The organism is Shewanella sp. 30m-14, assembly GCF_052977125.1.
Genome location: NZ_JBRILW010000007.1, coordinates 15,310 through 39,034 on the forward strand (window position 1 = coordinate 15,310; position 23,725 = coordinate 39,034).

Genomic DNA, 23,725 nt, shown 5'->3' on the forward strand with positions numbered 1-23,725 from the left:
ACGCGAGATTTAGGTGTTCTTTAAAGGATGCGCATCATTTTAATGTTATATACCCATCAATTAAACGGTTTGAGGATCAAGGATGATGTGGAACTGGTTAACCCAAAAGCTTGTGAAGAATGATCAAGTTAGACGTAAAAAAGTCAAAATTGATATTCCTTATGCACAGCACAGTTATCGAATTGAAGATTTTGACGTGAAATCGTCGGCTGATGTGACTAAAGAGCAGCCGAGTAAACTAAAATCATTCAATTAAAAATCAAACTTTACTTCTGTAAACGCGCATATTGACGGTTTTTTGAGGTCGGATTGTTGATCTTCTTTTGCTCTGGCCATAGACTAGCGGCCGATTTAGACACAGTTGAGACTTTCCATGCGCGTTGCAGATTTTTCTTTTGAACTCCCTGACGAGTTAATTGCCCGTTACCCTACGGCCGAACGAACAGCGTCCCGGTTATTGTCACTTGATGGTAATAGCGGCGAGCTAGCCGATCTACAGTTCACCGATATTTTAGATCAAGTCAGCTCTGGCGACTTAATGGTCTTTAATAATACTCGAGTGATCCCTGCACGTATGTTTGGTCAAAAGCAATCTGGTGGAAAACTCGAGATCTTAGTTGAGCGTATGCTCGATGATAAGCGAGTGTTAGCCCATGTTCGCTGCTCTAAGTCACCTAAAGTAGATTCGATTATCTGCCTAGATGGTGGATATGAAATGATCATGGTCGCAAGACATGACGCCTTATTCGAACTCGAGTTACAAAGCGATAAAACGATTTTAGAAGTGCTCGAAGAAGTCGGACACATGCCGTTGCCGCCTTATATCGATAGACCTGATGAAGACGCGGATAAAGAGCGTTATCAAACCGTTTATAATCAAAATCCGGGCGCCGTTGCGGCTCCAACTGCGGGGTTACATTTTGACGATGCAATGCTGGCCAAGTTAAAAGACAAAGGCGTCAATACTGCGTTTGTTACTTTGCATGTTGGCGCGGGTACTTTCCAGCCTGTGCGCGTAGATAATATCCTTGACCATAAAATGCATTCTGAATGGGCAGAAGTGCCGCAGAACGTAGTGGACTTAATTGCTGAAACGAAAGCGCGTGGCAATCGTATAATTGCAGTGGGTACAACATCGGTGCGCTCACTTGAAAGTGCAGCGAAGGCTTCTCAAGGCGAGTTACAGCCATTTAGTGGCGACACCGATATCTTTATCTACCCTGGATACCAGTTCCAAGTGGTCGATGCGATGGTGACAAACTTTCACCTGCCAGAGTCGACACTGATTATGTTACTGAGTGCTTTTGCCGGCTTTGATGAGGTAAAAAACGCCTATCAACACGCGATTGCTCAAAAATACCGCTTCTTTAGCTATGGTGACGCCATGTTTGTGACCAAAAAAGCGAACTAATTATCCAAATTGCTTTAAAATACCCAGTTCATATTAATGAAGTGGGTATTTTTTTATCTGCAGATTTAATGCATATTTTGGCATTTTAGGGTTGATACTGAATTGTTTGCCCTTATGTTTGTCATAGTCTTAGACTCAATACTTGAGTTAACTCAGGTCAGACTGTTTATCTGGCGAGGTGAAAAATGAAATTTGAATTAGATACAACTCAAGGCCGCGCGCGTCGTGGTCGCTTGATTTTTGAACGCGGTACGGTTGAAACGCCTGCATTCATGCCTGTTGGTACTTATGGCACTGTGAAGGGCATGACTCCTGAAGAAGTGCGTGAGACTGGCGCAGACATTCTACTAGGTAATACATTCCATCTTTGGCTACGTCCAGGTGAAGAGATCATGCGTAAGCATGGCGATCTTCACGACTTCATGAACTGGCAACGTCCTATTCTGACTGACTCTGGCGGATTCCAAGTATTTAGCTTGGGTGATATCCGTAAGATCACAGAAGAAGGCGTGCATTTCCGTTCACCAATTAATGGTGAAAAGATTTTCTTAGATCCAGAAAAGTCGATGCAAATTCAAGACTCATTAGGCAGTGATGTGGTAATGATTTTTGACGAATGTACCCCGTACCCAGCAACAGAGGACGAAGCGCGTAAATCGATGCAGATGTCACTTCGTTGGGCGCAGCGTTCACGCGATGAGTTTGACAGACTTGAAAACCCGAACTCTTTGTTCGGTATTATTCAAGGCGGTGTGTATGAAGACCTGCGTGACGAAAGCTTAAACGGCTTAGTCGATATTGGTTTTGATGGATACGCTGTTGGTGGCTTAGCAGTTGGCGAGCCTAAGGAAGACATGCACCGTATTCTTGAGCATGTTTGTCCAAAAATTCCAGCTGATAAGCCTCGCTACTTGATGGGGGTCGGTAAACCAGAAGATTTAGTTGAAGGCGTACGCCGCGGTGTAGACATGTTCGATTGTGTTATGCCAACGCGAAATGCTCGAAATGGTCATCTGTTTACCAGTGAAGGGGTTATTAAGATCCGTAATGCACGTCATCGTGATGACACTTCACCACTCGATGATAAGTGTGATTGTTATACCTGTAAGAATTATTCTCGGGCATACCTTTACCACTTAGATCGTTGTAATGAAATTTTGGGTGCTCGATTAAACACCATTCATAACCTTCGCTATTACCAAAGATTGATGGAAGGTTTGCGTGGCGCTATCGAGACAGGTACATTAGACGCCTTTGTTACGGAATTCTATACCAGCCAAGGTCGAGAAGTACCTGAAGTTCCTGAATTATCCGATTAATTTTTACTCAGACAATAAGAAGAGAATACTATGTTTATTTCAAACGCATATGCAGCTGATGCACCTGTTGGCGGCGCTGGTGGCACAATGGAATTGATTTTCATGTTGGTCATTTTCGGCCTGATTTTTTACTTCATGATTTTCCGTCCACAGTCAAAGCGTGTTAAAGAGCACAAGAACCTAATGAGCTCGTTGAGCAAAGGTGATGAAGTGCTAACCAGCGGTGGTATTTTAGGTAAGATCGCTAAGATCAGTGATGAAAACGATTACGTTTTGTTGACTATCAACGAAACCAGCGAAATCACGATTAAGAAGGATTATATTGCGGCCGTATTGCCAAAAGGCTCTATTAAGTCACTTTAAGCCAAGAGGGCAATGGCGTGTTGAATAAATACCCGATGTGGAAAAACCTGATGGTGATAGTCATTATCGCCATCGGTGCATTCTATGCGATCCCAAACCTTTACGGTGAAGACCATGCTGTTCAAGTGGTTGCAACCCGAGGGGCTGAGGTCTCAGCGTCGACTATGTCGACAGTAAATGATGTATTAAAGAGCAAAGGAATCGCTGTTAAGCGTTCTGAGCTTGAAAATGGTCAGTTGTTAGTACGCGTCAATAATGGTGAAGAGCAATTAATTGCTAAAGAAGCGATTAGCGATGCACTAGGCGACAAGTTCACCGTAGCCTTAAACCTAGCTCCAGCTACACCTGAGTGGTTAGAAGCTATGGGCGGTTCGCCTATGAAACTAGGTCTGGATCTGCGCGGTGGTGTTCACTTTTTAATGGAAGTGGATATGGGTGAAGCGATTCGTAAGATGACCGAAGCCAAAGTTGCAGACTTCAGAACTGATTTACGAGCTGAGAAAATTCGCTACGCGGGTATTCGTGATGGCGCCAAAGGCATCGAGATTAAGTTCCGCGATGCAGAGACATTAGCTAAAGCTGAGCGCTTTCTAAAGTCTCGCAGCAATGACATGGTCTTCCAAGACAAGACTGTCAATGATGACTATGTCCTTGTTGCAAATCCAAGTGAAGCTTATTTAAAGCAAGTTAAAGAAGAAGCACTGCAGCAAAACATCACTACACTGCGTAACCGTGTCAATGAGTTGGGTGTAGCTGAACCTGTTGTGCAGCGTCAAGGTGCTGAACGAATTATTGTTGAGTTACCCGGTGTTCAAGATACTGCGCGTGCAAAAGAGATTTTGAGCGCGACAGCATCGATTGAATTCCACATGGTTGATGAAAAAGCTGACGTTCAAGCTGCTATGAGCGGCCGAGTACCTGCAGGTTCTGAGCTTTATCAGCGCCGCAGCGGCGGTCCAGTGGTATTGAAGAAAGCGGTTATGTTGACCGGTGATCATATTCAAGGTGCACAACCAAGCTTTGACGAGTACAGTCGCCCACAAGTTGCTATTAATTTAGATGCTAAAGGCGGTTCAATTTTCTCAAACGTGACCAAAGATAACATCGGTAAGCCGATGGCAACGCTATTTATCGAGTATAAAGATACCGGTGAAAAGAATGCCGATGGTAGCGTTAAGATGAAGAAGATTGAGGAAGTCATTTCGGTCGCTACTATTCAAGCACGTCTTGGTCGTAACTTCGTTATCACAGGTCTAGAGCATGCAGAAGCACAGAACTTAGCGCTATTGCTACGTGCTGGTGCACTTATTGCCCCTGTTTATATCGTTGAAGAACGTACAATTGGTCCAAGCTTGGGTAAGGAAAATATCGAAAATGGTATGCAAGCCATGATCTGGGGTATGGCAGTAGTGCTTATCTTCATGTTGGTTTACTACCGTGGCTTTGGCTTAATTGCTAACTTAGCATTGACGGCTAACTTAGTGATGGTCGTTGGTGTTATGTCAATGATCCCTGGTGCGGTGCTAACACTGCCTGGTATTGCCGGTATGGTATTAACCGTTGGTATGGCGGTTGACGGTAACGTACTTATTTACGAGCGTATTCGTGAAGAACTACGTAACGGCCGTAGCGTCCAGCAAGCGATTCATGAAGGATACGGCAACGCATTCTCTACCATTGCTGATGCTAACATTACTACCTTTATGACAGCACTTATCTTATTTGCTGTGGGTACAGGTGCAGTGAAAGGCTTCGCGGTGACCCTAATGATCGGTATCGCCACTTCTATGTTTACTTCTATCGTGGGTACTCGTTCAATTGTGAACGCGATCTGGGGTGGTAAACGCGTGAAGAAACTGTCTATTTAAGGGGAAGTTGATAATGTTACAGATTTTAAATGTTAAAGGCACAGTCAACTTTTTACGCCATGCACTTCCTATCAGTATTTTCTCTGCTGTATTAGTGCTAGGTTCGCTTGCGACCTTAGCGACAAAAGGTATTAACTGGGGTCTTGATTTCACCGGTGGTACCGTTGTTGAGCTTGAGTTTTCTAAGCCAGCTGATTTAAATGCGATTCGTACTAATCTTTCTAGTGAAGCCGTGGGCGGCGCAGTGGTGCAGAACTTTGGTTCTAGCCGAGACATACTTATTCGCCTCCCTGTAAAAGACGACTTTAAGAGCGAAGATCAAGTTAATGACGTAATGGATGCAGTGACTCAACTGGATCCCTCTGTTATTCAAAAGCGCGTTGAGTTTGTAGGTCCTCAAGTGGGTAAAGAGCTTGCAGAACAGGGCGGCCTAGCGGTTTTAGTTGCCTTGATATGTATTCTTATTTACGTTTCTTTCCGATTCGAGTGGCGTTTAGCACTTGGCTCGGTAGCGGCACTTGCGCACGATGTTATTGTCACTTTAGGTGTGTTCTCTATACTTCAGTTGGAATTTGACTTAACAGTATTAGCGGGCTTGCTAACGGTTGTGGGTTACTCTCTGAACGATACGATTGTGGTATTTGACCGTATTCGTGAGAACTTCCTCAAGCTGCGTAAAAGTACGCCAGAAGAAGTGGTTAATATCTCAATCACTCAAACAATGAGTCGTACCATTATTACAACGGGTACAACATTAGTTGTGGTTGTAGCGCTGTTTCTTAAAGGCGGTACTATGATCCATGGCTTCGCAACTGCATTGCTGATGGGTATTTTCGTCGGTACATTCTCGTCAATCTACGTGGCGAGCTTCTTAGCGATCAAGCTAGGCATTAATCGTGAACACATGATGCCTGTTGAAATCGAAAAAGAAGGTGCTGATCAAGACGCATTGATGCCTTAATCTTTACGTCTGTGAAGAAGCCACCAGTTAGGTGGCTTTTTTTATGTCATATTTATAATACCAATAGCATATTTAGTACGATTTTCATAAGACATTGGTAGCGTGAAAAACCACGCAATAACGTTTAGTTAAGTATTTTCTGCTGTTCGAAAAAGCAGCGCTCGACAGGCCTGATGATTTAGCGTTAGCATGTAAACCTATTTTATAAATAGCACTTATAGCGTCTTAACCTTAAATTTGCCAAATAGAGCAATAGTTGTAGGAAATAACATGGAAGAGCAAACACGTTTAGTTGCAGCAGGGAACCTGCTTGAGGCTCATACTTGGAAAGGTATGCTCGAATCGAGTGGTATACAAGTTGAGTTAAAAGGAGAAGCGCTATTGGGTGGTGTTGGCGAATTACCAACGGGCATTCAAAATGTTGAGCTGTGGGTTGCACAGAGTCAGTATGAAAATGCTAAGGCTCAAATGGCCTCACTCAATGCACAATGTCCAACATGGAAATGTGTCAATTGTCATGAAATTAATGAATCAAGTTTCGAACTCTGCTGGAATTGCAGCGCCGAACGCAGTGAGAAATACAGTTAATGAAACATAATCCGGCATTCTTAGCCTTAGTGCAAAGTATTTTACCCCACATTACCGAAGTGAGCGTTGAGCAATACCAATCGATGGCTGGCTGGGTGTTACTTGATGTTCGAGAAGACTCAGAGTGGCAACAAGGGCGGTTACCTAATTCGCAGCATCTAGGGCGTGGGATTATCGAGAGAGATATTGAAACGCGTTTTCCCGATAAGCAAACGCCACTGGTATTATATTGTGGTGGTGGCTACCGCTCGGCGTTAGCCGCGAACAACCTTCAAGTTATGGGTTATTCGAAAGTGGTATCGTTAGCGGGTGGTTATAAAGCTTGGCTTGAGCGACAATTGCCGATAGAACACGACTAATTAAGTTGTAAAAAAAATCAGTTGTAAACTATCTAAAGGTGCTGCTCATAAATGCAATATTTTCCGCTATTTGTCGATACTCAATCGCTTAAAGTTTTGATAGTTGGTGCTGGCGACGTTGCTAGCCGTAAGCTTGATTTACTGACTCGAACTGAAGCAAGTATTAACGTCATTGCAACCGAGGCCTGTCAAGATACGTTAAATTATGCACAGAGTAAGCGCATTAGCCTTGCGCTTAGAGCCGTTAATGATGCAGACATTACAGACTGTGATTTAGTTTATCTTTGTACTGCCGATACTGAGCTCAACGAACGCCTTGCTGAAATCGCTAAGGCGCAAGGGATCTGGGCTAATGTTGTCGACAACCCTAAGTTTTGTCGTTTTATTACCCCCTCAATCGTCGACCGAGGGCGCTTACAAATCGCCATCAGTACGGCGGGCGCTGCGCCTGTGTATGCCAGAGAATTAAGGGCGCGGCTAGAGTCTTGGCTGCCGCTCTCTATTACGCCGCTATTTGACTTTATTGCTGAGCGCCGTCAAGAAGTGCAACACCGGTTGCCTGTTTTTAAGCAAAGGCGCATTTTTTGGGAACAGTTTTTTAATCGCAATGGGTCACGTTTTGATGCGAAAACCGAAAGTCACTACGAAACAAGTTTTTCCATGGAGTCGACAGTAGGGGAGTTATTACTCATTGATAGCAGTACGCCAGCTCATCTGCTACCTATTGGCGCCATGCCATATCTACAAAAAATCGAAGTGACATATTCTACACAGGCACTGCCGTTTGAACTTAATGAGTTATTAAGAAGAGACGCCAGTGTGAGTGATGTGTTTAACGATGAATCAATCGCGTTGCAATTGACAAAAGGTGAGTCATGTTTGGTTTATGGCGACATTGATGAAATTCGCCATTTGGCTAAACAATTTCCTGCCGCTAAGTATTTACAGCCTGGCAGTTTTTAACTTTGTTTACTAACAGTCTCAGCCGACTTTGCTCGCTGAGACTGTTCGCGTTCTTATGTTAGCCATTTAAATGGGAAATGAACATTAGTGGCATGATGATGTGTCGCTAGTACTAATTTAAGGTAAACTTGGCGCAAATCCTTTTGTGAAACACTTTCAATGGCCAAAAAAGCTACCGTATATAAAATCGCAATCCAAATCGCTGATATGGATCGTGGCTACTATCAAGATCATCAATTAACTGTTGCACAGCACCCGTCAGAAACCGATGAGCGTATGATGGTCAGATTGCTTGCTTTTGCCATGAATGCCAGTGACTCACTGACATTTAGTAAAGGGCTGTGCGTTGATGATGAGCCTGAGCTTTGGGATAAGTCTTTGTCTGGTGAAATCAACCTATGGGTTGAGTTTGGGCAAAGTGATGAAAAATGGTTACGTAAAGCTTGCGGCCGCGCTAAAGAAGTTCAACTGATCACTTATGGTGGTCGTAGCGTGCCGATCTGGTGGAAACAAAATGAAGTGGCATTTGAGCGTTACGACAACTTAACCGTCTGGAATATTCCAGAAGAGTCAGTTAAAGCGATGGGGCAGTTGGTTGGGCGTAATATGTCTTTGCAGTTTAATATTTGTGAAGGTCAAATTTGGATCTCTGATAACGATAACAGCGTGCTAGTTGAGCCTGAATTACTAAAAGGCCATAATTAAGCTTACTTATACTGTCTCAGTGTTATCGAGTGCCCCAAGCTATAGGTATAAAAAAGCCAGTCACTTGACTGGCTTTTTATACCTATAGCTTAAATTCGATTCAGATTAGGCCTCTTCAGCTGTAATCTCAATTTCACCTTTGCCTTTGGTTTTTACAATAATCAAACCGGCAATGATCAAGGTTGATACAATACCTGCAACAGTCGAGATAGTCATAGGAAGACCTGCCCCTAGAGTTGGCGAGCTTAGTAAGAAGCTAATCACAACTGTGGTCATAAATATCGCTGGAGCAGTACAGATCCAGTGGAATTTATTATGACGAAGTAGATAAGCTGAAGCTGTCCATAACATCATAACGGCAGTGGCTTGGTTTGCTACACCGAAGTAGCGCCAAATAACACCAAAGTCGACTTGAGTCAGCAAAGCGCCAGCTGCAAACAATGGGATAGCAAACATTAAACGCTTTGGCAGTTCTGTTTGTGGCATCTTGAAAAACTCAGCCAAGATCAGACGTGCGCTACGGAAGGCTGTGTCACCAGAGGTAATCGGTAATACGATAACGCCTAATACTGCTAAGAATCCACCTACTGCGCCTAGAAGACCAGTTGACGCTTCATAAACCACGTTTGCAGGGTTACCCGCCATGCCAGCGTTTAGACCTTCAACACCCCCGAAGAATGATAATGCAATTGCACACCAGATCAGCGCGATAATACCTTCACCAATCATGGCGCCAAAAAACACGAAGCGGCCATTTGATTCGTTTTCAACACAGCGCGCCATTAGCGGTGACTGCGTTGCGTGGAAACCTGAAATAGCGCCACAAGCGATGGTAATAAACAGTGCAGGCCATAATGGCATATCGTTCGGGTTAAGGTTAGTTAGGAAGTCACCCACTTCAACGCCAGGTAATAAGCTGTGTTCGCTTGAAACGATTAATGCGATTGTCAGGCCGACAGACATAAACACTAATAGCGCACCAAAGAACGGGTATAAGCGGCCAATAATCTTGTCTACTGGAACGATAGTTGCGATTAAATAATAGAAGAAGATGATGCCAACGAAAATGCTCAAATCCCAGCCTGTCAGCTTAGCTAAAAGTCCCGCAGGCGCTGAGATAAATACCACACCAACTAAAAGTAGTAAGATAATCGCAAACACGTTCATAAAGTGCTTAGCACCTTTACCTAGGTATTTACCGGCAAGGCTTGGTACTGACTCACCATTATTGCGAACTGATAGCATACCTGAAAAGTAATCGTGTACGGCACCTGCAAAAATACAACCGAGTACAATCCAAAGCATTGCCGCGGGGCCATAAAGAGCACCTAAGATAGGGCCAAAGATTGGGCCTACACCTGCAATATTGAGTAACTGAATAAGGTAAACTTTACCTTTTGACATAGGCACATAATCAACACCGTCAGTCTTGGTAAACGCAGGGGTTTGACGCTTTGCATTGATGCCAAACACTTTTTCGACAAATGCACCATAAATAAAATAGCCACCGATCAACAGACCGACACACAGAAAAAACCAGGTCATAATATTAACTCGCTCAACGTAGAATGGCTCGGAGTGTAAACATATTTATGACTTCAGAAAGTGGCAAATGGCTAAGCGGTCAAATAGCTAAGGTTAGCGGTAATATGCTGACCTTAGCGGTTGAACTTTTTATCTCTATTGTACGGAAGTGCTATTTATCTCAAGGCCTATTGAAAACCAAATAGTTGTTTTAGCTGCTTTAAATAGCGCCTTGATACAGGAACTTTGGCGCCTGAGCGTGTAGTGACTTCAGCGCCAGCTTCTTGGATTTCGATTTCAGCAATGGCTGATGGGGCAATTAAATACTGTCTGTGGCAGTAGAGTAATGAGGTTTTTTCGGCTAACACTCTTAATGTCATATGGGTATGAACAAGCTCATTGGCTGTCGCAACATGGACTCCGCTCATATCGCTGTAAATATACTGCACAGAATCTGTTGCAACGACCTTTAATTTGTTACCGCAAAAACAAGGAATATGCTCAAGTTTCTCACTGGCAATTGGGCTCAGTTGTTTTGGTGTCAGATCTTTACGTAATCGTGCCAAGGTATTAATAAAGCGAGTATCATCAATCGGCTTTAACAAGTAATCAAAGGCCTGCTTTTCGAAGGCTGTGATGGCATATTCATCAAAAGCCGTTACAAATACGATTCTAGGAAGATCATCGGGGTCGAGCATCGCTGCGAGTTCAAGCCCAGATATTTTAGGCATTTGAATATCTAAGAAGACCAGCTGTGGCTTTAATTTGGTTATGGCTTGTATCGCCTCTACGGCGTTACTACATTGAGCTAATATTTCAAAGTCTGGTTCATTCTCAAGGAGTATCGCCAGCTCATCTCTGGCATAGGGTTCATCGTCGACTATGATGCAGCTAATCATGGTTTATGCTCCTATTATCGGTAGATGAATACTGATAGTTGTGAATTTATTGGGCTCAAACTGAGCGTTAATACCAAACTGTGCGCCAAACATATTTTGAATACGTTTATCGACAATATTCATGCCTAAACCTTCGCTATTGGTTTTTGGCTGATAAAGCCCTGCATTATCTGTGACTGACAGTAGGATGGTGTCATCAGCTAATCGCTCACCTGTTACAGTGATCACACCCGGCTCCAGCATGTTTGAAGTGCCATGTTTTACCGCATTCTCAATAATGGGCTGTAGGGTAAAAGCTGGGAGCTTGTGATGGAGCAAAGGCTCTGGAATATCGATGTTAACTGTCAGCTTATCGATAAAACGCGCTTTCTCAATGGTTAAGTACGAATCGATGTGCTCAAGTTCATCGGCGATACTAATTAGCCCAGTAGTCCGCTTTAGATTGATCCGTAAAAACTGAGATAGATTTTGGATCAATTGGCGCGCCGTAGCGGGATCGCGGCGAATGATGGCTGCGATGGTGTTTAATGCATTGAATAAAAAGTGCGGATTAACTTGTGCTTGTAAGAGTTTCAGTTCCGACTGAACTAATAGGTTTTGCTGCGCAGCAAAGCGCCCATAAAGGATCTGGTTTGATAATAGTCGTCCTAAGCCTTCGCCTAGGGTTCGGTTGATATTTAAAAATAGCTTCTTCTTGGGCTCATAAAGTTTGATCGTGCCGATAACTTTAGCATCAGATCTTAGTGGGATCACCAAGCAGGAACCTAGTTGGCAGTTGCCGGAAATAGAACATGAATAGGGCATGTTGACGCCATCTGCAAACATAACTCTGTCTTGCTCAATGGCATCTTGAGTCATTTTTGAAGAGATGGGGGTGCCAGCGATATGATGGTCATCGCCTATGCCGATAAAAGCTAGCAATTTATCGGTATCGGTAATCGCCACTGCACCAACTTGTGTTTCCTGTTTTACTATCTGTGCGACTTGTTTACTGGTTTCTTCATTAAAGCCAGTCGATAGAATACCTACGCTTCGTTCTGCAATGCGCAGAGATTGAGTTGAAAAAACCGATGACATCTTGTCATACATGGCTTTTTGATCGCGGATAATACTCATAAATAATGCCGCGCCAATTGAATTGATAAGTAACATTGGCAGTGCAATTTGTTCAACCAGTATCCATGCATCACCAAATGGCTTTGCTACCGATAAAATAACCAACATCTGCATTACTTCAGCGGCAAACGTAATGATGCACACCATTAATGGAGAGTAGATTAATTCTTGATGGCCTATCTTGCGTAAATAATAGCTAAAAAGTCCCGCGGATAAACCCTCTAGTGTAGTTGATATGGCACATGCTAAGTCGGTAAAACCGCCCATACTGTAACGGTGTAAGCCGCCAGTGAGGCCAACGAGAAAGCCTGTTACTGGCCCACCGAGTAAGCCACCCAACACGGCACCCATCGCTCGGGTATTAGCAATAGCATCATTAGTTTGCTCACCAAAGTAGGTAGCCATGATGCAAAAGCCTGAGAAAATGAAGTAGATATAGACTTTGTGAGGTAAACGAGTCGCCGCTTCGGTGAAGACTTTAAATAAGGGCGTTTTACTCACAAGGTAGACAATAACCATATACAGGCTCATCTGTTGTGTAAGTAACAAAATTAGCGACATGAAAGACTCACTTTAAATAGTAATGTGATTTTAGCTACAGAGGCTGGGTTATTATTGATGTCCCTGCCGCGGGCTAGTTTACGCGGTTTATGCAAAATCAAATACTCAATATAATGTGCACTAAGCCTATTTTCCTACAAAAATTTAGTTGTAATGGCGTGAGTGCAAAGTAGGTCAAAGTTTTGTTATCTCAGATAGCGTATAAAGTGCTTAATATATACATCTTAATGTAGAGGCAATATGTCAGGATCTATTCATGGTCACCAAGTAATGGAGCTAATGCTTGCTCACGGTCAATCATTAACGAAAGAAGCGCTTAAAGCACTTATGCACAAAGAGTTTGGTGAGCAGGTTCATTATCATACATGCTCGGCTCAAGAGATGAATGCTGATGAATTAATTGCTTTTCTTGAGAAGAAGGGCAAGTTTATTCATTCTGAAAACGGTATAGAAACAGCTGCTGATAGGATTTGTAATCACTAGCTCTATGCTTTGAATAGACATTACATACTAAAAAGCCTGCTTATGCAGGCTTTTTAGTATGTAATACCGATTATTCGAGTGCGGTCACAATGGTTTGCTCTTTGCTTTCACCGCGCGCACTCTTCAACCCATAGAACTAAAATAACTGCAAAGCAACGTGAAAATGGCCATTATCTAAAGGCTGACAACGGCATACTTGACCCTTAATGGTATTTTCATTGTCTTTATCGTTATTAAAAGTAATAGCGATTAATGTACCAGTAGGCATCGCTTGCTGGCATTGAAGTAGGGCACCTTTTCGAGATAAATCGATGCAAATTGCCTCGGACGGCTTAGTTACAACGGTAACGTCGCTCTGCAGTGTAATAACGACTTTTTCGTTTTCCATATCAACCCGTGCAGAGTTGCGTCTCTCTTCCCGATAGCTTTCCATTTCTGCTCATCCTTTACCGCGTAGTTATGCCTCATCTTAAAGGGGACAATGAGATAATTAAAGTGATTATTACTAAGATGCTGTGAGACAAAGGGGGATGCTATACAAGATAGACGGCGATTAAAAAGATAACCGCAGCGGTTGTTGGGTGTTTTTATACTGATAGGTACTATTAGCGTTGACTGCTGATTAAATGTTACGTTAACGAGTCATTTGATGAAAGAATACCCGAAGCGTGGCTTCGGGCATGTGTATTATAAGTCGTCTTCTTTACGACGTGGGTAGGGCAATTTGAGCTGGCCCCATCGAATAATGATAACCGTTGCGGCAAGTATTAATGTGGCGACGGCAATACCCACAATTCTCCAATCATCCATGGCCTTCATATCTAAGATTAGATAACGGGCTAGTGCAACAATGGCAATATACAATGGCATACGGATGGGCAATTTACCTGATTCAGCGTAATGCGACACCATTGCCAATACTTCGAGATAAATAAACAACAATAATAGGTCGGCAAGTGCTACGGCACCAACCTCAAAGATGTGTTTAATTTCTTGGCCAATTGCCACAACGGTGGCGATTGCGATAATGATTAATACGAGATGTTCAATGGCTTTGATGCTTGTAATGCCATATTTTCGATACATTTTATCCATGATGCTCCCTAATGCAGTCGTTTGATAAAGGGTATCAGCAAATCAAAGAAATGTGACATTATCAATGTGACGTCATTCACAATTGCGTTTGAAAAACTTATTGGTTCTTCCCACTCAGTCACAGGCTGCTGTCAACTTCATAACAACTGCTATATTAACGAAGCTATTTAGTAAACATAGCAGCAAAATGGGTACACATGTCGTTGTTGTTATAGTGTTTGGGAAATAGCCTGCAGACGCTTTAATTCGCGGCGAAAAATGGGCATAAAAAAACCGCCTTAAAAAAGACGGTTTTTATTATCAACTTAAGATGAATTAACGCTTAAGTGCTTCGCTCAATAGTGGGCGGAATGTCTTAACAAGTGCAGTGGTCGTCTTTGGAGTACCAGCAACAATGTTACCTGACACTAGGTAGTTGTGGTTACCAGTAAAGTCAGTAACAGTACCGCCAGCTTCACGTACGATTAGATCGCCAGCAGCGATATCCCATGGCTTAAGACCAATTTCAAAGAAACCATCTAAACGGCCAGCAGCAAGGTATGCAAGATCAAGTGCTGCAGAACCGCCACGACGTAGGTCAGCAGACTGAGCAAATACAGCTGCAAACAGCTTCATGTAAGTTTCAGTGTGTTGCTTAGCTTTGAATGGGAAACCAGTACCAATAATAGTTTCGCTTAATTCATTGTTCTTAACACGGATGCGGAAATCGTTAAGTTTAGCGAATTTACCACGAACAGCAGAGAACAACTCGTCACGAATAGGATCGTAAACAACAGCGACTTCGGTTTTACCTTTAAACTGCATCGCGATAGATACAGCAAAGTGAGGAATACCTCTTACGAAGTTATTAGTGCCATCCAGAGGGTCAACAATCCATACGTAATCTTTATTAGTTCCTTTGTTCTCACCAGTCTCTTCACCAATAATAGTGTGGTCTGGGTAAGCTTTGCGGATCTGATACGTGATTGCAGCTTCAGCTTCCTTGTCTACGTTAGTTACGTAGTCGTTAACACCTTTCGAGGTGACTTCTATACGGTCTAGTTCCGCATAGGCGCGGACAATAGTTTGGCCGGCAGCGCGAGCAGCGCGCACAGCAATGGTATGCATTGGAAGCATTGCAAATCCCCTGGATGTAAAAGAACGGATATAAATTATCGGAGGCGGATTATACCCGATTTGACGGTTATATCAAATGCTGATTTTTGTATAAGCAAAATGAGTCGCTTGTGGTAACATTCTTTCACGTGTTCTCTCAGAAAAATAAGTAGTTTCATGCTCAGCAATATTCGCGTCGTTCTTGTCGGTACTTCCCACCCAGGGAATATAGGTTCTACAGCCCGTGCTATGAAAACCATGGGGTTATCCACTTTATATCTTGCTGAGCCAAAGGTTGAGCCAGATGGTCATTCGATCGCGTTAGCGGCTGGTGCATCGGATATTCTAAAGCATGCGATTACCGTAGGCTCAGTAGAAGAAGCCATTGCAGATTGTAGCTTAGTGATTGCAACAAGTGCTCGCAGCCGTACCTTAGACTGGCCGATGCTTGAGCCACGTGAAGCGGGTGAGAAATTAGTCGGCTCAGCATTAACCGGCCCTGTAGCTATCGTATTTGGACGTGAAAATAACGGCCTAACGAATGAAGAGCTACAGCGCTGTGATTATCATGTTGCTATTCCTGCTAACCCAGAATACACCTCATTGAATCTGGCACAAGCAGTGCAGATTATCTGTTATGAGGCACGGGTAGCCCATCTTGCGCAAGTGCAAAGTAGCGCAGAGCCTGTTCAAACTGTTGATAGTGAGGACACTCTAGTTGATTTTCCATCATCAAAAGAGCGTGAAAACTTCTATGAGCACTTAGAAAATACATTACTAGCCACTAACTTTATTGTTAAAAACCATCCTGGCCATGTAATGATGAAGTTACGTCGTTTATTTAGCCGTACGCGTATTGAGCGTCAAGAGATGAACATCTTGCGCGGGATATTGACCTCGATTGATAAAGTCGTTGCCAAAAATGAGACCAAAGATAAGTAAACAGCGTTAAGCAAAGGAAGTAGCTAAATGGGTGTTATCGCAAGATTGAAAGACGACATAGCCTCTATTTACCATAGAGATCCTGCAGCAAACGGGACGATTGAAATTTTATTCAATTACCCGGGAATGCAGGCAATTTGGATCCACAGGGTGAGCCATAAACTCTGGGTCAGAAATTGGCGACTTTCGGCGCGATGTTTATCCACTTTCTCTCGATGGTTAACGGGTGTAGAAATACACCCTGGAGCGACCATTGGTGATCGCTTCTTTATTGATCATGGTATGGGAGTTGTGATTGGTGAAACGGCTAATATTGGCAACGACTGTACGCTATACCATGGGGTAACGTTAGGTGGTACAACTTGGCAATCAGGTAAGCGCCACCCAACTTTAGGTAATAATGTGGTGATCGGTGCGGGGGCTAAGGTCTTAGGACCTATCACTATGAATGACGGCGCACGCGTTGGTTCCAATTCTGTAGTGGTTAAAGATGTTCCTGCTGATACCACAGTGGTGGGAATTCCTGGCCGCGTCGTTGCGTCGCCATCCGCTCAGTCTAAAGAGACATCCCAGCGCCGCACTGAAATGGCTAAAAAGTATGGTTTCGATGCCTACGCGGTATCGCCAGATAATCCTGATCCGGTTGCTAATGCTATTGGTCAAATGTTAGATCATATGCATTTGATGGACTCTAAAGTTCAAGAAGTCTGCCAGGCTGTACAAACTTTGGGCGGAAGCGTCTGTACTGAAAAATTACCAGAGCTTGATGTGGAAGATTTTAATGATGCAGAAATTGCGGCAGCGCAGAAGCGTCAGAAGTCTTTAGATGAGTTTGATCCCATTATCTAGAATAATGTGCGTTTAAAATCTTAAATGTCATTGAATCTTGCCTAATAAACAGGTTAAATACCCCAGCAAAATGACGGGGTATTTAGTTCCTGTCATGATCCTATTAATACTTGACCAAATTGCTAGGCTTTATACTTGACTAAAACAGTCAGGTATGTTGAAATTAGTCTATGCTTTTTTGGGAGACGTAGTAGCATGAAACTTACATCGAAAGGTCGGTACGCAGTAACTGCAATGTTAGACGTTGCCATGCATTCAACTAATGGTCCTGTGCCATTGGCCGATATTTCCGAGCGTCAAGGGATCTCTCTATCTTACCTCGAACAACTCTTTGCAAAACTCAGAAAAAATGGTTTGGTTTCTAGTGTCCGTGGACCTGGTGGTGGATATCGCCTAGGTACAGATGCTTGCGACATTTCCGTTGGAATGGTTGTACGTGCGGTTGATGAGTCCGTCGATGCAACGCGCTGCCAAGGTCAAGGTAATTGCCAGAGTGGAACCCGATGTTTAACCCATTCGCTTTGGGGAGATTTAAGCAATCAGATCTCTGATTTCTTAAATGGCATATCGTTAGCAGGATTGATGCATAAAAGAGATGTGCAGTTTATCTCCGTTAAACAAGATAAATTGCAGCAGGAGCAAAGACTAAGCATTTAGCCGTCTTTGTTATGAATATAAAAATTATTTTTTGTACGTTGTAAGTGGTCTCTACTCGAGGCTACAAAGTACGGAGTGTGTGATGAAGCTACCTATTTATTTAGATTATGCTGCGACGACGCCAGTTGACCCTCGCGTTGCAGAGAAAATGATGCAGTGCCTGACAATGGACGGCATTTTCGGTAATCCAGCGTCTCGTTCTCACCGTTACGGTTGGCAAGCTGAAGAGGCTGTTGATATTGCTCGTAACCAAGTCGCTGATTTGATTAACGCTGATCCACGTGAAATCGTGTTTACTTCAGGTGCGACTGAGTCTGACAACCTAGCAATTAAAGGTGTTGCTCACTTCTATCATAAGAAGGGTAAACACATCATCACCAGCAAGACTGAACACAAAGCCGTGTTAGATACTTGTCGTCAGCTTGAGCGTGAAGGTTACGAAGTGACTTACCTTCAGCCAGAGCCAAGCGGCCTAATTCCGGTTGCTATGATTGAAGCTGCAATGCGTGAAGACACTATTTTAGTGAGCATCATGCAAGTGAACAACGAAATCGGTGTCATTCAAGACATCGACGCAATTGGTGAGCTATGTCGTTCACGTAAAATCGTATTCCATGTTGATGCAGCACAAAGCGCAGGCAAAATGCCGATTGATGTGCAAAAGACTAAAGTTGACTTGCTATCAATTTCTGGCCATAAGATGTATGGACCTAAAGGTATTGGCGCACTTTATGTCAGCCGTAAACCTCGTATTCGCCTAGAAGCGGCTATGCATGGTGGTGGACATGAGCGTGGTATGCGTAGTGGTACACTTGCGACTCATCAAATTGTGGGTATGGGTGAAGCAGCAGCCGTTGCTAAAGCCGATATGGATGTGGATAACCAGCGTATTCGTCGCTTACGTGACAAACTATGGAATGGTATCAATCATATTGAAGAAACCTATATCAATGGTGATATGGAAAACAGATATTGCGGTAGCCTAAATGTGAGTTTCAACTTCGTTGAAGGTGAATCATTGATGATGGCGCTAAAAGATTTAGCTGTATCGTCTGGATCAGCCTGTACTTCTGCAAGCTTAGAGCCAAGCTATGTTCTACGTGCTCTAGGACTTAATGATGAAATGGCTCATAGCTCAATTCGATTCTCAATCGGGCGTTTTACAACTGATGAAGAAATCGACCATGCAATAGAAACGATTAAAGAATCTATTGGTAATTTAAGGGAAATGTCGCCGCTTTGGGAAATGTTCAAAGACGGTATCGATCTGGACTCAGTCCAGTGGGCACATCACTAACCTTAACTTAATTCACGAATAGATAAATTGGAGTAGTATCATGGCTTATAGCGAAAAAGTAATCGATCATTATGAAAACCCGCGTAACGTTGGCTCATTTGATAAAAACGACCCTTCAGTTGTGACCGGAATGGTCGGTGCACCAGCTTGTGGTGACGTAATGAAGCTGCAACTGCGCATCGACGACAACGGTATTATCGAAGACGCTAAGTTCAAAACTTACGGTTGCGGCAGCGCGATCGCTTCTAGCTCACTAGTAACAGAGTGGGTAAAAGGCAAAACCGTTGATGAAGCGTTAGCGATTAAGAATACTGATATTGCAGAAGAGCTTGCTTTACCACCAGTCAAAATCCATTGTTCTATTTTGGCTGAAGATGCGATTAAAGCCGCTCTAGATGAGTACAAAACAAAGCAATCTAAGTAATACCTGGAGTTAAGATGGCAATTAGTATCACTCCCGCTGCGGCTGAACGTGTTAGAAGTTTTTTAACCAGCCGTGGCAAAGGTTTAGGCTTACGTCTAGGGCTTAAGACATCAGGTTGTTCTGGTATGGCTTATGTACTGGAGTTTGTTGATGACCTGAATGACGACGATGAGCTCTATGATATCGATGGTGTGAAAATCATCATCGATGCCAAAAGCTTTATCTATCTTCAAGGGATTGAGTTGGACTTTGTTAAAGAAGGTCTAAACGAAGGTTTCCAATTTAATAACCCTAATGCGAAAGGTGAATGTGGCTGCGGTGAGAGTTTTACCGTATAAGCTATTAAAAGTTAAACTATGAATTATTTCGAGCTGTTTAGTTTACTTCCTTCCTATGATGTCGACACCGCCTTACTTGCAGAACGCTATCGCGATCTGCAAAGGGCGGTTCATCCCGACAAATTTGCTAACGCAAGTGAGCAAGATAAACGTCTTTCTGTGCAGCGCACAGCGCAAATCAATGATGCTTTTCAAACACTCAAGAACCCCATTCAAAGAGCTGAGCACTTGCTTGCATTGAAAGGGCTAGAGTTAAGTCACGAGTCTACAACATTAAAAGATACCCAATTTTTAATGCAACAGATGGAGTGGCGAGAATCACTTGAAGACATTAGCCATAGTAATAATCCAGATGACGAGATCGCCGCGCTTTACGACTCTTTTGAGCAATACGCGAAACAGATCACAGCAGACCTAAAAGTGATGCTGGTGAGTGATCTTGAAGCTGACCATTTGCAGGCAGCAGATCAAATTCGTAAACTCAAGTTTATGGCAAAATTACAAGACGAGTTGACCAGAATTGAAGACGCGTTCTTAGATTAGTCAGCTGGGTTAATTTTATAATATTGTTGGCTCAAGTTGTTGAGCCAACATTTTTTTAAGTTGGATATATATGGCACTTTTGCAGATAGCAGAGCCTGGACAGAGCGCTGCTCCCCACCAACATCGTCTCGCTGTTGGAATAGATTTAGGCACCACTAACTCACTTGTTGCTGCGGTACGTAGCGGCGTGGCGAATACGTTACCAGACGAAGATTCACAGCATTCATTGCCTTCTGTCGTCCGTTATACCCAAGAGGCTGTGATGGTAGGGCGCGAAGCTGAAGCTTTTTCAGCTCAAGATCCGCAAAATACCATAGTGTCAGTAAAACGTTTTATGGGACGTAGTCTCGACGATATTCAATCGGGCGAGCAATCATTTGCTTATTCTTTTGAAGCAAGCGATAACGGCTTACCGATTTTTGTGACCCCTCAAGGTAAAGTTAATCCTGTCCAAGTCTCTGCAGAGATTTTAAAGCCGCTGGTTGCGCGTGCAGAGTCGACACTTGGTGGTACCCTAGAAGGCGTGGTGATCACTGTTCCTGCATATTTTGATGATGCGCAGCGCCAAGGTACTAAAGATGCTGCATCGCTCACAGGCGTTAAAGTATTACGTCTGTTGAATGAGCCTACCGCGGCAGCAATTGCTTACGGCTTAGACAGTGGTCAAGAGGGGGTGATTGCGGTTTATGATCTCGGTGGTGGTACATTTGATATCTCAATTTTACGTTTAAACAAAGGCGTATTTGAGGTGTTGGCAACGGGTGGTGACTCAGCATTGGGTGGTGATGATTTTGATCATCTTTTGCAGGCTTACTTTATCGCGCAGTGGCAGTTATCTGATATTAGCGCAAGCTTAAACCGTAAACTGCAGATCGAAGCACGCCGCGTTAAAGAGGCGCTAACAGAGTCTGATACAACCCAGGCAACAGTGACTGATGATCAGGGACAAGGGCTTTCTTTGACTGTTACTCGTGAGCAGTTTGACAGCTTGATTAGTCAATTAGTTAAGAAAACCGTCAGCAGCTGTCGCCGTGCACTACGTGATGCTGGCGTCAGCAGCGATGAAGTGCTGGAAACTGTGATGGTTGGTGGCTCTACTCGCGTACCTTTGGTGCGCAACGAAGTTGCAAGCTTTATGGGGAAAACGCCGTTAACCTCTATTGATCCCGACCGCGTCGTTGCGATTGGCGCAGCTATTCAAGCTGATATTTTGGTCGGTAATAAGCCTGAATCAGACCTATTACTGCTCGATGTTATTCCGTTATCACTGGGTATCGAAACCATGGGCGGATTAGTGGAAAAGGTGGTTTCACGTAATACCACTATTCCGGTCGCTCGAGCACAAGAGTTTACAACGTTTAAAGACGGTCAAACGGCGATGGCATTCCACGTGGTACAAGGGGAGCGAGAGTTAGTGGCAGATTGCCGTTCACTTGCTAGATTTACCCTTAAAGGTATTCCACCTCTTGCTGCAGGTGCTGCGCATATTCGGGTGACCTTTCAAGTTGATGCCGACGGCTTACTTAGCGTGACGGCTATGGAAAAATCAACGGGTGTAAAAACCACGATACAAGTTAAGCCATCATTTGGCCTAAGTGATCAAGAAATTGGCAGCATGCTAAAAGACTCAATGGCAAACGCCAAAGATGACATTACACGTCGCATGCTGGCTGAAAAACAAGTAGAAGCGGCTCGCGTTCTTGAGTCATTGAGTTCAGCTCTAAATAAAGACAGCGACTTATTGACTACAGATGAACGTGAAGTGATTCAAGCCAATATGGCCTTGTTGGCTCAGGTAGCTAGCGAAGGCGATGCTGACGCGATAGAAGCCGCTATCGAAACACTAGATACAGCGACGCAGGACTTTGCTGCTAAGCGTATGGATAATTCAATACGACTCGCTCTAAAAGGGCAGTCGGTTGACAATATATAGGTAAGGTTATGCCACAAATTGTATTTTTACCCCATCAAGAGTTATGCCCAGACGGAGCTGTAGTTGAAGCAAACGAAGGCGAAACCGTTTTAGATGTTGCACTGCGCAACGGTATTCATATCGAACACGCATGTGAGAAATCGTGCGCTTGCACGACTTGCCACGTAGTGATCCGTGAAGGCTTTGACGAACTTGAAGAAAGTGATGAGCTTGAAGATGACATGCTTGATAAAGCATGGGGCTTAGAGCCTGAAAGCCGTCTTTCTTGCCAAGCAAAAGTGCCTGCTTCAGATATCGTCGTCGATATTCCTAAATACACGATTAATATGGTTAGCGAAGGTTAGTCCCGCTAACAATCGATATTAAAAATATGTATTTATTAAAAGCCAGTAGCGAGCTACTGGCTTTTTTGTTTCTGAGTTTTAGTGCTTCATATGCAGGGTTAACAAGCTTAAAACCTAGCTCAACTATGCTTTCACTCATTGCGCGCAGCATTGTGCTTTATGTTCTCTACATAGATTAAGGCGTGTTCTCTATTTATGGTGGTCAGGTGCTGCGAATGGCATTTATGCCCGCTTATATCGATTTAGGAAGCTAAGTAACGCGTTAGCCGTTACCGAGGGTGCAAAAGCCGAGGAGCAATGCATGACCTTACACAGCAGTCCAAAATATCGATGAGCGAACACATCTTTATAAGGATAGGTATTATACTGATGATATGACTGTTGAAAGGAGAGCGACAATGAAGCTTAAATGGATAGATTCTTTAGAGATTGCACTGTATTTGATTGATAAGTATCCCGATGTTGATCCTGAGACGGTCCGCTTCACGGATCTCAATGAGTGGGTGTTAGCTTTAGACTGTTTTGATGATGATCCTAACCATTGTAACGAGCGTGTGCTTGAAGCTATTCAGGCCAATTGGATAGCAGAAAAATGAGACGAATTGTCTCAAGAATTGTAGAAAGTGTGATCTAAGTCGTATCTGCTTGGGTTGGTGGCTACAAAGGTACTTAGCTTTGATCCGTATCAAATGTATTCTCATAATTTGCTTTAATTTAGAACAGTGCTCGTAATTGAGTTGGCGCAAGTCACGAAATTAAACAAATTATAAAAAGGGATGTTAGCATGCGTAAGTTACTATTATTAACAGCAATAATTTTATCACCAATGACAGCTTTTGCTCATGAAGGTCATGGCGGGGTAGGCCTTTTCCATCATTTTATGGATTTAGCACCTGCATTGGGATTATTAGCCGTGATTGCGGCTGGCTTCATTTGGGTTAAAAGGCGTAAGTAACCGTCCCTAGTGCGACTGGTTAAAGACGTTAGCCAGTCGCTTTAAAGATGCTAATTTATTCAAGTTATTAGGTTAAGCACGCGCAAAAGTGTGACGCAGTCGCTTGTTCTTAATTTCGATACAAGACTTATCT

At 43.4% G+C, this 23,725-nt stretch carries 28 protein-coding genes; 22 read left to right on the forward strand and 6 right to left on the reverse strand.

The window, feature by feature from the left end; all coding sequences use genetic code 11:
- Window positions 1–82 precede the first annotated feature (82 nt).
- From ACVBIU_RS06985 to ACVBIU_RS07030, 10 genes are all read left to right on the forward strand, one after another.
- Window positions 83–256: a hypothetical protein gene (locus ACVBIU_RS06985; RefSeq protein ID WP_447162475.1), complete on the forward strand. Its 174-nt coding sequence runs from the start codon at window positions 83–85 to the stop codon at window positions 254–256.
- 117 nt (window positions 257–373) lie between these two features.
- Window positions 374–1,411 carry a tRNA preQ1(34) S-adenosylmethionine ribosyltransferase-isomerase QueA gene (gene queA / locus ACVBIU_RS06990; protein WP_447163440.1) on the forward strand — a complete coding sequence of 346 codons (1,038 nt, stop codon included), beginning with the start codon at window positions 374–376 and terminating at the stop codon, window positions 1,409–1,411.
- Between the two features lie 185 nt (window positions 1,412–1,596).
- Window positions 1,597–2,730 (forward strand): tRNA guanosine(34) transglycosylase Tgt, encoded by a 1,134-nt coding sequence (gene tgt, locus ACVBIU_RS06995; protein WP_012154721.1) that lies wholly within the window; start codon window positions 1,597–1,599, stop codon window positions 2,728–2,730.
- Between the two features lie 30 nt (window positions 2,731–2,760).
- Entirely contained in the window at window positions 2,761–3,093 is a 333-nt protein-coding gene (yajC, locus tag ACVBIU_RS07000; protein WP_012154722.1) for a preprotein translocase subunit YajC, read from the forward strand.
- Between the two features lie 17 nt (window positions 3,094–3,110).
- Complete coding sequence (secD, locus tag ACVBIU_RS07005; RefSeq protein WP_447162473.1) at window positions 3,111–4,961, forward strand: protein translocase subunit SecD; 1,851 nt, start codon at window positions 3,111–3,113, stop codon at window positions 4,959–4,961.
- A gap of 13 nt (window positions 4,962–4,974) precedes the next feature.
- Entirely contained in the window at window positions 4,975–5,922 is a 948-nt protein-coding gene (gene secF, locus ACVBIU_RS07010; RefSeq protein ID WP_447162472.1) for a protein translocase subunit SecF, read from the forward strand.
- 270 nt (window positions 5,923–6,192) lie between these two features.
- Window positions 6,193–6,510: a putative signal transducing protein gene (locus ACVBIU_RS07015; RefSeq protein ID WP_447162471.1), complete on the forward strand. Its 318-nt coding sequence runs from the start codon at window positions 6,193–6,195 to the stop codon at window positions 6,508–6,510.
- Complete coding sequence (locus ACVBIU_RS07020; protein WP_447162470.1) at window positions 6,510–6,869, forward strand: rhodanese-like domain-containing protein; 360 nt, start codon at window positions 6,510–6,512, stop codon at window positions 6,867–6,869. The genes ACVBIU_RS07015 and ACVBIU_RS07020 overlap by 1 nt, the downstream gene beginning before the upstream one ends.
- Before the next feature lie 51 nt (window positions 6,870–6,920).
- On the forward strand, window positions 6,921–7,832 hold the full coding sequence (locus ACVBIU_RS07025) for a precorrin-2 dehydrogenase/sirohydrochlorin ferrochelatase family protein (protein ID WP_447163439.1): 912 nt from the start codon (window positions 6,921–6,923) through the stop codon (window positions 7,830–7,832).
- Between the two features lie 159 nt (window positions 7,833–7,991).
- Window positions 7,992–8,537 carry a YaeQ family protein gene (locus ACVBIU_RS07030; protein WP_447163438.1) on the forward strand — a complete coding sequence of 182 codons (546 nt, stop codon included), beginning with the start codon at window positions 7,992–7,994 and terminating at the stop codon, window positions 8,535–8,537.
- 105 nt (window positions 8,538–8,642) lie between these two features.
- On the opposite strand, the gene ACVBIU_RS07035 is transcribed toward ACVBIU_RS07030, so the two are convergent.
- The 3 genes from ACVBIU_RS07035 to ACVBIU_RS07045 all read right to left on the reverse strand — a co-directional run bounded on the left by ACVBIU_RS07035 (window position 8,643) and on the right by ACVBIU_RS07045 (window position 12,637).
- The gene (locus ACVBIU_RS07035; RefSeq protein WP_447162467.1) at window positions 8,643–10,082 is read right to left on the reverse strand and encodes a carbon starvation CstA family protein; all 1,440 of its coding nucleotides are present in this window, start codon (window positions 10,080–10,082) and stop codon (window positions 8,643–8,645) included.
- A gap of 167 nt (window positions 10,083–10,249) precedes the next feature.
- A complete protein-coding gene (gene btsR / locus ACVBIU_RS07040; protein WP_447162466.1) occupies window positions 10,250–10,960 on the reverse strand; it encodes a two-component system response regulator BtsR in 711 nt (236 codons plus the stop codon).
- A 3-nt stretch (window positions 10,961–10,963) separates the two neighbouring features.
- Window positions 10,964–12,637 (reverse strand): LytS/YhcK type 5TM receptor domain-containing protein, encoded by a 1,674-nt coding sequence (locus tag ACVBIU_RS07045; protein WP_447163437.1) that lies wholly within the window; start codon window positions 12,635–12,637, stop codon window positions 10,964–10,966.
- 240 nt (window positions 12,638–12,877) lie between these two features.
- Between ACVBIU_RS07045 and ACVBIU_RS07050 the strand changes: the two genes are divergently transcribed.
- Window positions 12,878–13,120: a YecH family metal-binding protein gene (locus ACVBIU_RS07050; RefSeq protein WP_447162464.1), complete on the forward strand. Its 243-nt coding sequence runs from the start codon at window positions 12,878–12,880 to the stop codon at window positions 13,118–13,120.
- A 136-nt stretch (window positions 13,121–13,256) separates the two neighbouring features.
- On the opposite strand, the gene ACVBIU_RS07055 is transcribed toward ACVBIU_RS07050, so the two are convergent.
- From ACVBIU_RS07055 to suhB, 3 genes are all read right to left on the reverse strand, one after another.
- Window positions 13,257–13,553 (reverse strand): PilZ domain-containing protein, encoded by a 297-nt coding sequence (locus tag ACVBIU_RS07055; protein ID WP_447163436.1) that lies wholly within the window; start codon window positions 13,551–13,553, stop codon window positions 13,257–13,259.
- 254 nt (window positions 13,554–13,807) lie between these two features.
- Entirely contained in the window at window positions 13,808–14,215 is a 408-nt protein-coding gene (locus tag ACVBIU_RS07060) for a phosphate-starvation-inducible protein PsiE (protein WP_447162462.1), read from the reverse strand.
- Window positions 14,216–14,530: 315 nt separating this feature from the next.
- Window positions 14,531–15,331, reverse strand: a complete 801-nt coding sequence (gene suhB / locus ACVBIU_RS07065; RefSeq protein ID WP_447162119.1) for an inositol-1-monophosphatase — start codon at window positions 15,329–15,331, stop codon at window positions 14,531–14,533.
- Between the two features lie 156 nt (window positions 15,332–15,487).
- Between suhB and trmJ the strand changes: the two genes are divergently transcribed.
- From trmJ to ACVBIU_RS07120, 11 genes are all read left to right on the forward strand, one after another.
- Window positions 15,488–16,252, forward strand: coding sequence for a tRNA (cytosine(32)/uridine(32)-2'-O)-methyltransferase TrmJ (gene trmJ / locus ACVBIU_RS07070; protein ID WP_447162118.1), 765 nt, complete (start codon window positions 15,488–15,490; stop codon window positions 16,250–16,252).
- 27 nt (window positions 16,253–16,279) lie between these two features.
- The gene (cysE, locus tag ACVBIU_RS07075) at window positions 16,280–17,101 is read left to right on the forward strand and encodes a serine O-acetyltransferase (RefSeq protein ID WP_447162117.1); all 822 of its coding nucleotides are present in this window, start codon (window positions 16,280–16,282) and stop codon (window positions 17,099–17,101) included.
- Between the two features lie 195 nt (window positions 17,102–17,296).
- Window positions 17,297–17,758 carry a Fe-S cluster assembly transcriptional regulator IscR gene (iscR, locus tag ACVBIU_RS07080; RefSeq protein ID WP_220770735.1) on the forward strand — a complete coding sequence of 154 codons (462 nt, stop codon included), beginning with the start codon at window positions 17,297–17,299 and terminating at the stop codon, window positions 17,756–17,758.
- Between the two features lie 82 nt (window positions 17,759–17,840).
- On the forward strand, window positions 17,841–19,055 hold the full coding sequence (locus ACVBIU_RS07085) for an IscS subfamily cysteine desulfurase (protein WP_447162116.1): 1,215 nt from the start codon (window positions 17,841–17,843) through the stop codon (window positions 19,053–19,055).
- 40 nt (window positions 19,056–19,095) lie between these two features.
- On the forward strand, window positions 19,096–19,479 hold the full coding sequence (gene iscU / locus ACVBIU_RS07090) for a Fe-S cluster assembly scaffold IscU (RefSeq protein ID WP_447162115.1): 384 nt from the start codon (window positions 19,096–19,098) through the stop codon (window positions 19,477–19,479).
- 14 nt (window positions 19,480–19,493) lie between these two features.
- Complete coding sequence (gene iscA / locus ACVBIU_RS07095; RefSeq protein WP_447162114.1) at window positions 19,494–19,817, forward strand: iron-sulfur cluster assembly protein IscA; 324 nt, start codon at window positions 19,494–19,496, stop codon at window positions 19,815–19,817.
- 18 nt (window positions 19,818–19,835) lie between these two features.
- On the forward strand, window positions 19,836–20,360 hold the full coding sequence (gene hscB, locus ACVBIU_RS07100) for a co-chaperone HscB (RefSeq protein WP_447162113.1): 525 nt from the start codon (window positions 19,836–19,838) through the stop codon (window positions 20,358–20,360).
- A 70-nt stretch (window positions 20,361–20,430) separates the two neighbouring features.
- Window positions 20,431–22,293, forward strand: a complete 1,863-nt coding sequence (gene hscA, locus ACVBIU_RS07105; RefSeq protein WP_447163435.1) for a Fe-S protein assembly chaperone HscA — start codon at window positions 20,431–20,433, stop codon at window positions 22,291–22,293.
- 8 nt (window positions 22,294–22,301) lie between these two features.
- Entirely contained in the window at window positions 22,302–22,637 is a 336-nt protein-coding gene (gene fdx, locus ACVBIU_RS07110; protein ID WP_447162111.1) for an ISC system 2Fe-2S type ferredoxin, read from the forward strand.
- A 398-nt stretch (window positions 22,638–23,035) separates the two neighbouring features.
- Window positions 23,036–23,233, forward strand: coding sequence for a Fe-S cluster assembly protein IscX (iscX, locus tag ACVBIU_RS07115; RefSeq protein ID WP_447163434.1), 198 nt, complete (start codon window positions 23,036–23,038; stop codon window positions 23,231–23,233).
- A 188-nt stretch (window positions 23,234–23,421) separates the two neighbouring features.
- Window positions 23,422–23,592 carry a hypothetical protein gene (locus ACVBIU_RS07120; protein WP_447162109.1) on the forward strand — a complete coding sequence of 57 codons (171 nt, stop codon included), beginning with the start codon at window positions 23,422–23,424 and terminating at the stop codon, window positions 23,590–23,592.
- The last annotated feature ends 133 nt before the right edge of the window (window positions 23,593–23,725 follow it).

Excerpts from the sequence above, each read along its gene's own strand:
- trmJ (WP_447162118.1), top strand. The coding sequence starts at position 15,488 with ATGCTCAGCAATATTCGCGTCGTTCTTGTCGGTACTTCCCACCCAGGG.
- hscA (WP_447163435.1), top strand. The coding sequence starts at position 20,431 with ATGGCACTTTTGCAGATAGCAGAGCCTGGACAGAGCGCTGCTCCCCAC.
- iscX (WP_447163434.1), top strand. The coding sequence starts at position 23,036 with ATGAAGCTTAAATGGATAGATTCTTTAGAGATTGCACTGTATTTGATT.
- ACVBIU_RS07120 (WP_447162109.1), top strand. The coding sequence starts at position 23,422 with ATGCGTAAGTTACTATTATTAACAGCAATAATTTTATCACCAATGACA.
- ACVBIU_RS07060 (WP_447162462.1), bottom strand. The coding sequence starts at position 14,215 with ATGGATAAAATGTATCGAAAATATGGCATTACAAGCATCAAAGCCATT.
- ACVBIU_RS07085 (WP_447162116.1), top strand. The coding sequence starts at position 17,841 with ATGAAGCTACCTATTTATTTAGATTATGCTGCGACGACGCCAGTTGAC.
- tgt (WP_012154721.1), top strand. The coding sequence starts at position 1,597 with ATGAAATTTGAATTAGATACAACTCAAGGCCGCGCGCGTCGTGGTCGC.
- ACVBIU_RS07055 (WP_447163436.1), bottom strand. The coding sequence starts at position 13,553 with ATGGAAAGCTATCGGGAAGAGAGACGCAACTCTGCACGGGTTGATATG.
- cysE (WP_447162117.1), top strand. The coding sequence starts at position 16,280 with ATGGGTGTTATCGCAAGATTGAAAGACGACATAGCCTCTATTTACCAT.
- yajC (WP_012154722.1), top strand. The coding sequence starts at position 2,761 with ATGTTTATTTCAAACGCATATGCAGCTGATGCACCTGTTGGCGGCGCT.
- ACVBIU_RS07050 (WP_447162464.1), top strand. The coding sequence starts at position 12,878 with ATGTCAGGATCTATTCATGGTCACCAAGTAATGGAGCTAATGCTTGCT.
- btsR (WP_447162466.1), bottom strand. The coding sequence starts at position 10,960 with ATGATTAGCTGCATCATAGTCGACGATGAACCCTATGCCAGAGATGAG.
- hscB (WP_447162113.1), top strand. The coding sequence starts at position 19,836 with ATGAATTATTTCGAGCTGTTTAGTTTACTTCCTTCCTATGATGTCGAC.
- fdx (WP_447162111.1), top strand. The coding sequence starts at position 22,302 with ATGCCACAAATTGTATTTTTACCCCATCAAGAGTTATGCCCAGACGGA.
- ACVBIU_RS06985 (WP_447162475.1), top strand. The coding sequence starts at position 83 with ATGATGTGGAACTGGTTAACCCAAAAGCTTGTGAAGAATGATCAAGTT.
- iscA (WP_447162114.1), top strand. The coding sequence starts at position 19,494 with ATGGCAATTAGTATCACTCCCGCTGCGGCTGAACGTGTTAGAAGTTTT.
- ACVBIU_RS07015 (WP_447162471.1), top strand. The coding sequence starts at position 6,193 with ATGGAAGAGCAAACACGTTTAGTTGCAGCAGGGAACCTGCTTGAGGCT.
- suhB (WP_447162119.1), bottom strand. The coding sequence starts at position 15,331 with ATGCTTCCAATGCATACCATTGCTGTGCGCGCTGCTCGCGCTGCCGGC.
- iscU (WP_447162115.1), top strand. The coding sequence starts at position 19,096 with ATGGCTTATAGCGAAAAAGTAATCGATCATTATGAAAACCCGCGTAAC.
- ACVBIU_RS07030 (WP_447163438.1), top strand. The coding sequence starts at position 7,992 with ATGGCCAAAAAAGCTACCGTATATAAAATCGCAATCCAAATCGCTGAT.
- secF (WP_447162472.1), top strand. The coding sequence starts at position 4,975 with ATGTTACAGATTTTAAATGTTAAAGGCACAGTCAACTTTTTACGCCAT.
- ACVBIU_RS07020 (WP_447162470.1), top strand. The coding sequence starts at position 6,510 with ATGAAACATAATCCGGCATTCTTAGCCTTAGTGCAAAGTATTTTACCC.
- ACVBIU_RS07035 (WP_447162467.1), bottom strand. The coding sequence starts at position 10,082 with ATGACCTGGTTTTTTCTGTGTGTCGGTCTGTTGATCGGTGGCTATTTT.
- ACVBIU_RS07025 (WP_447163439.1), top strand. The coding sequence starts at position 6,921 with ATGCAATATTTTCCGCTATTTGTCGATACTCAATCGCTTAAAGTTTTG.
- iscR (WP_220770735.1), top strand. The coding sequence starts at position 17,297 with ATGAAACTTACATCGAAAGGTCGGTACGCAGTAACTGCAATGTTAGAC.
- ACVBIU_RS07045 (WP_447163437.1), bottom strand. The coding sequence starts at position 12,637 with ATGTCGCTAATTTTGTTACTTACACAACAGATGAGCCTGTATATGGTT.
- queA (WP_447163440.1), top strand. The coding sequence starts at position 374 with ATGCGCGTTGCAGATTTTTCTTTTGAACTCCCTGACGAGTTAATTGCC.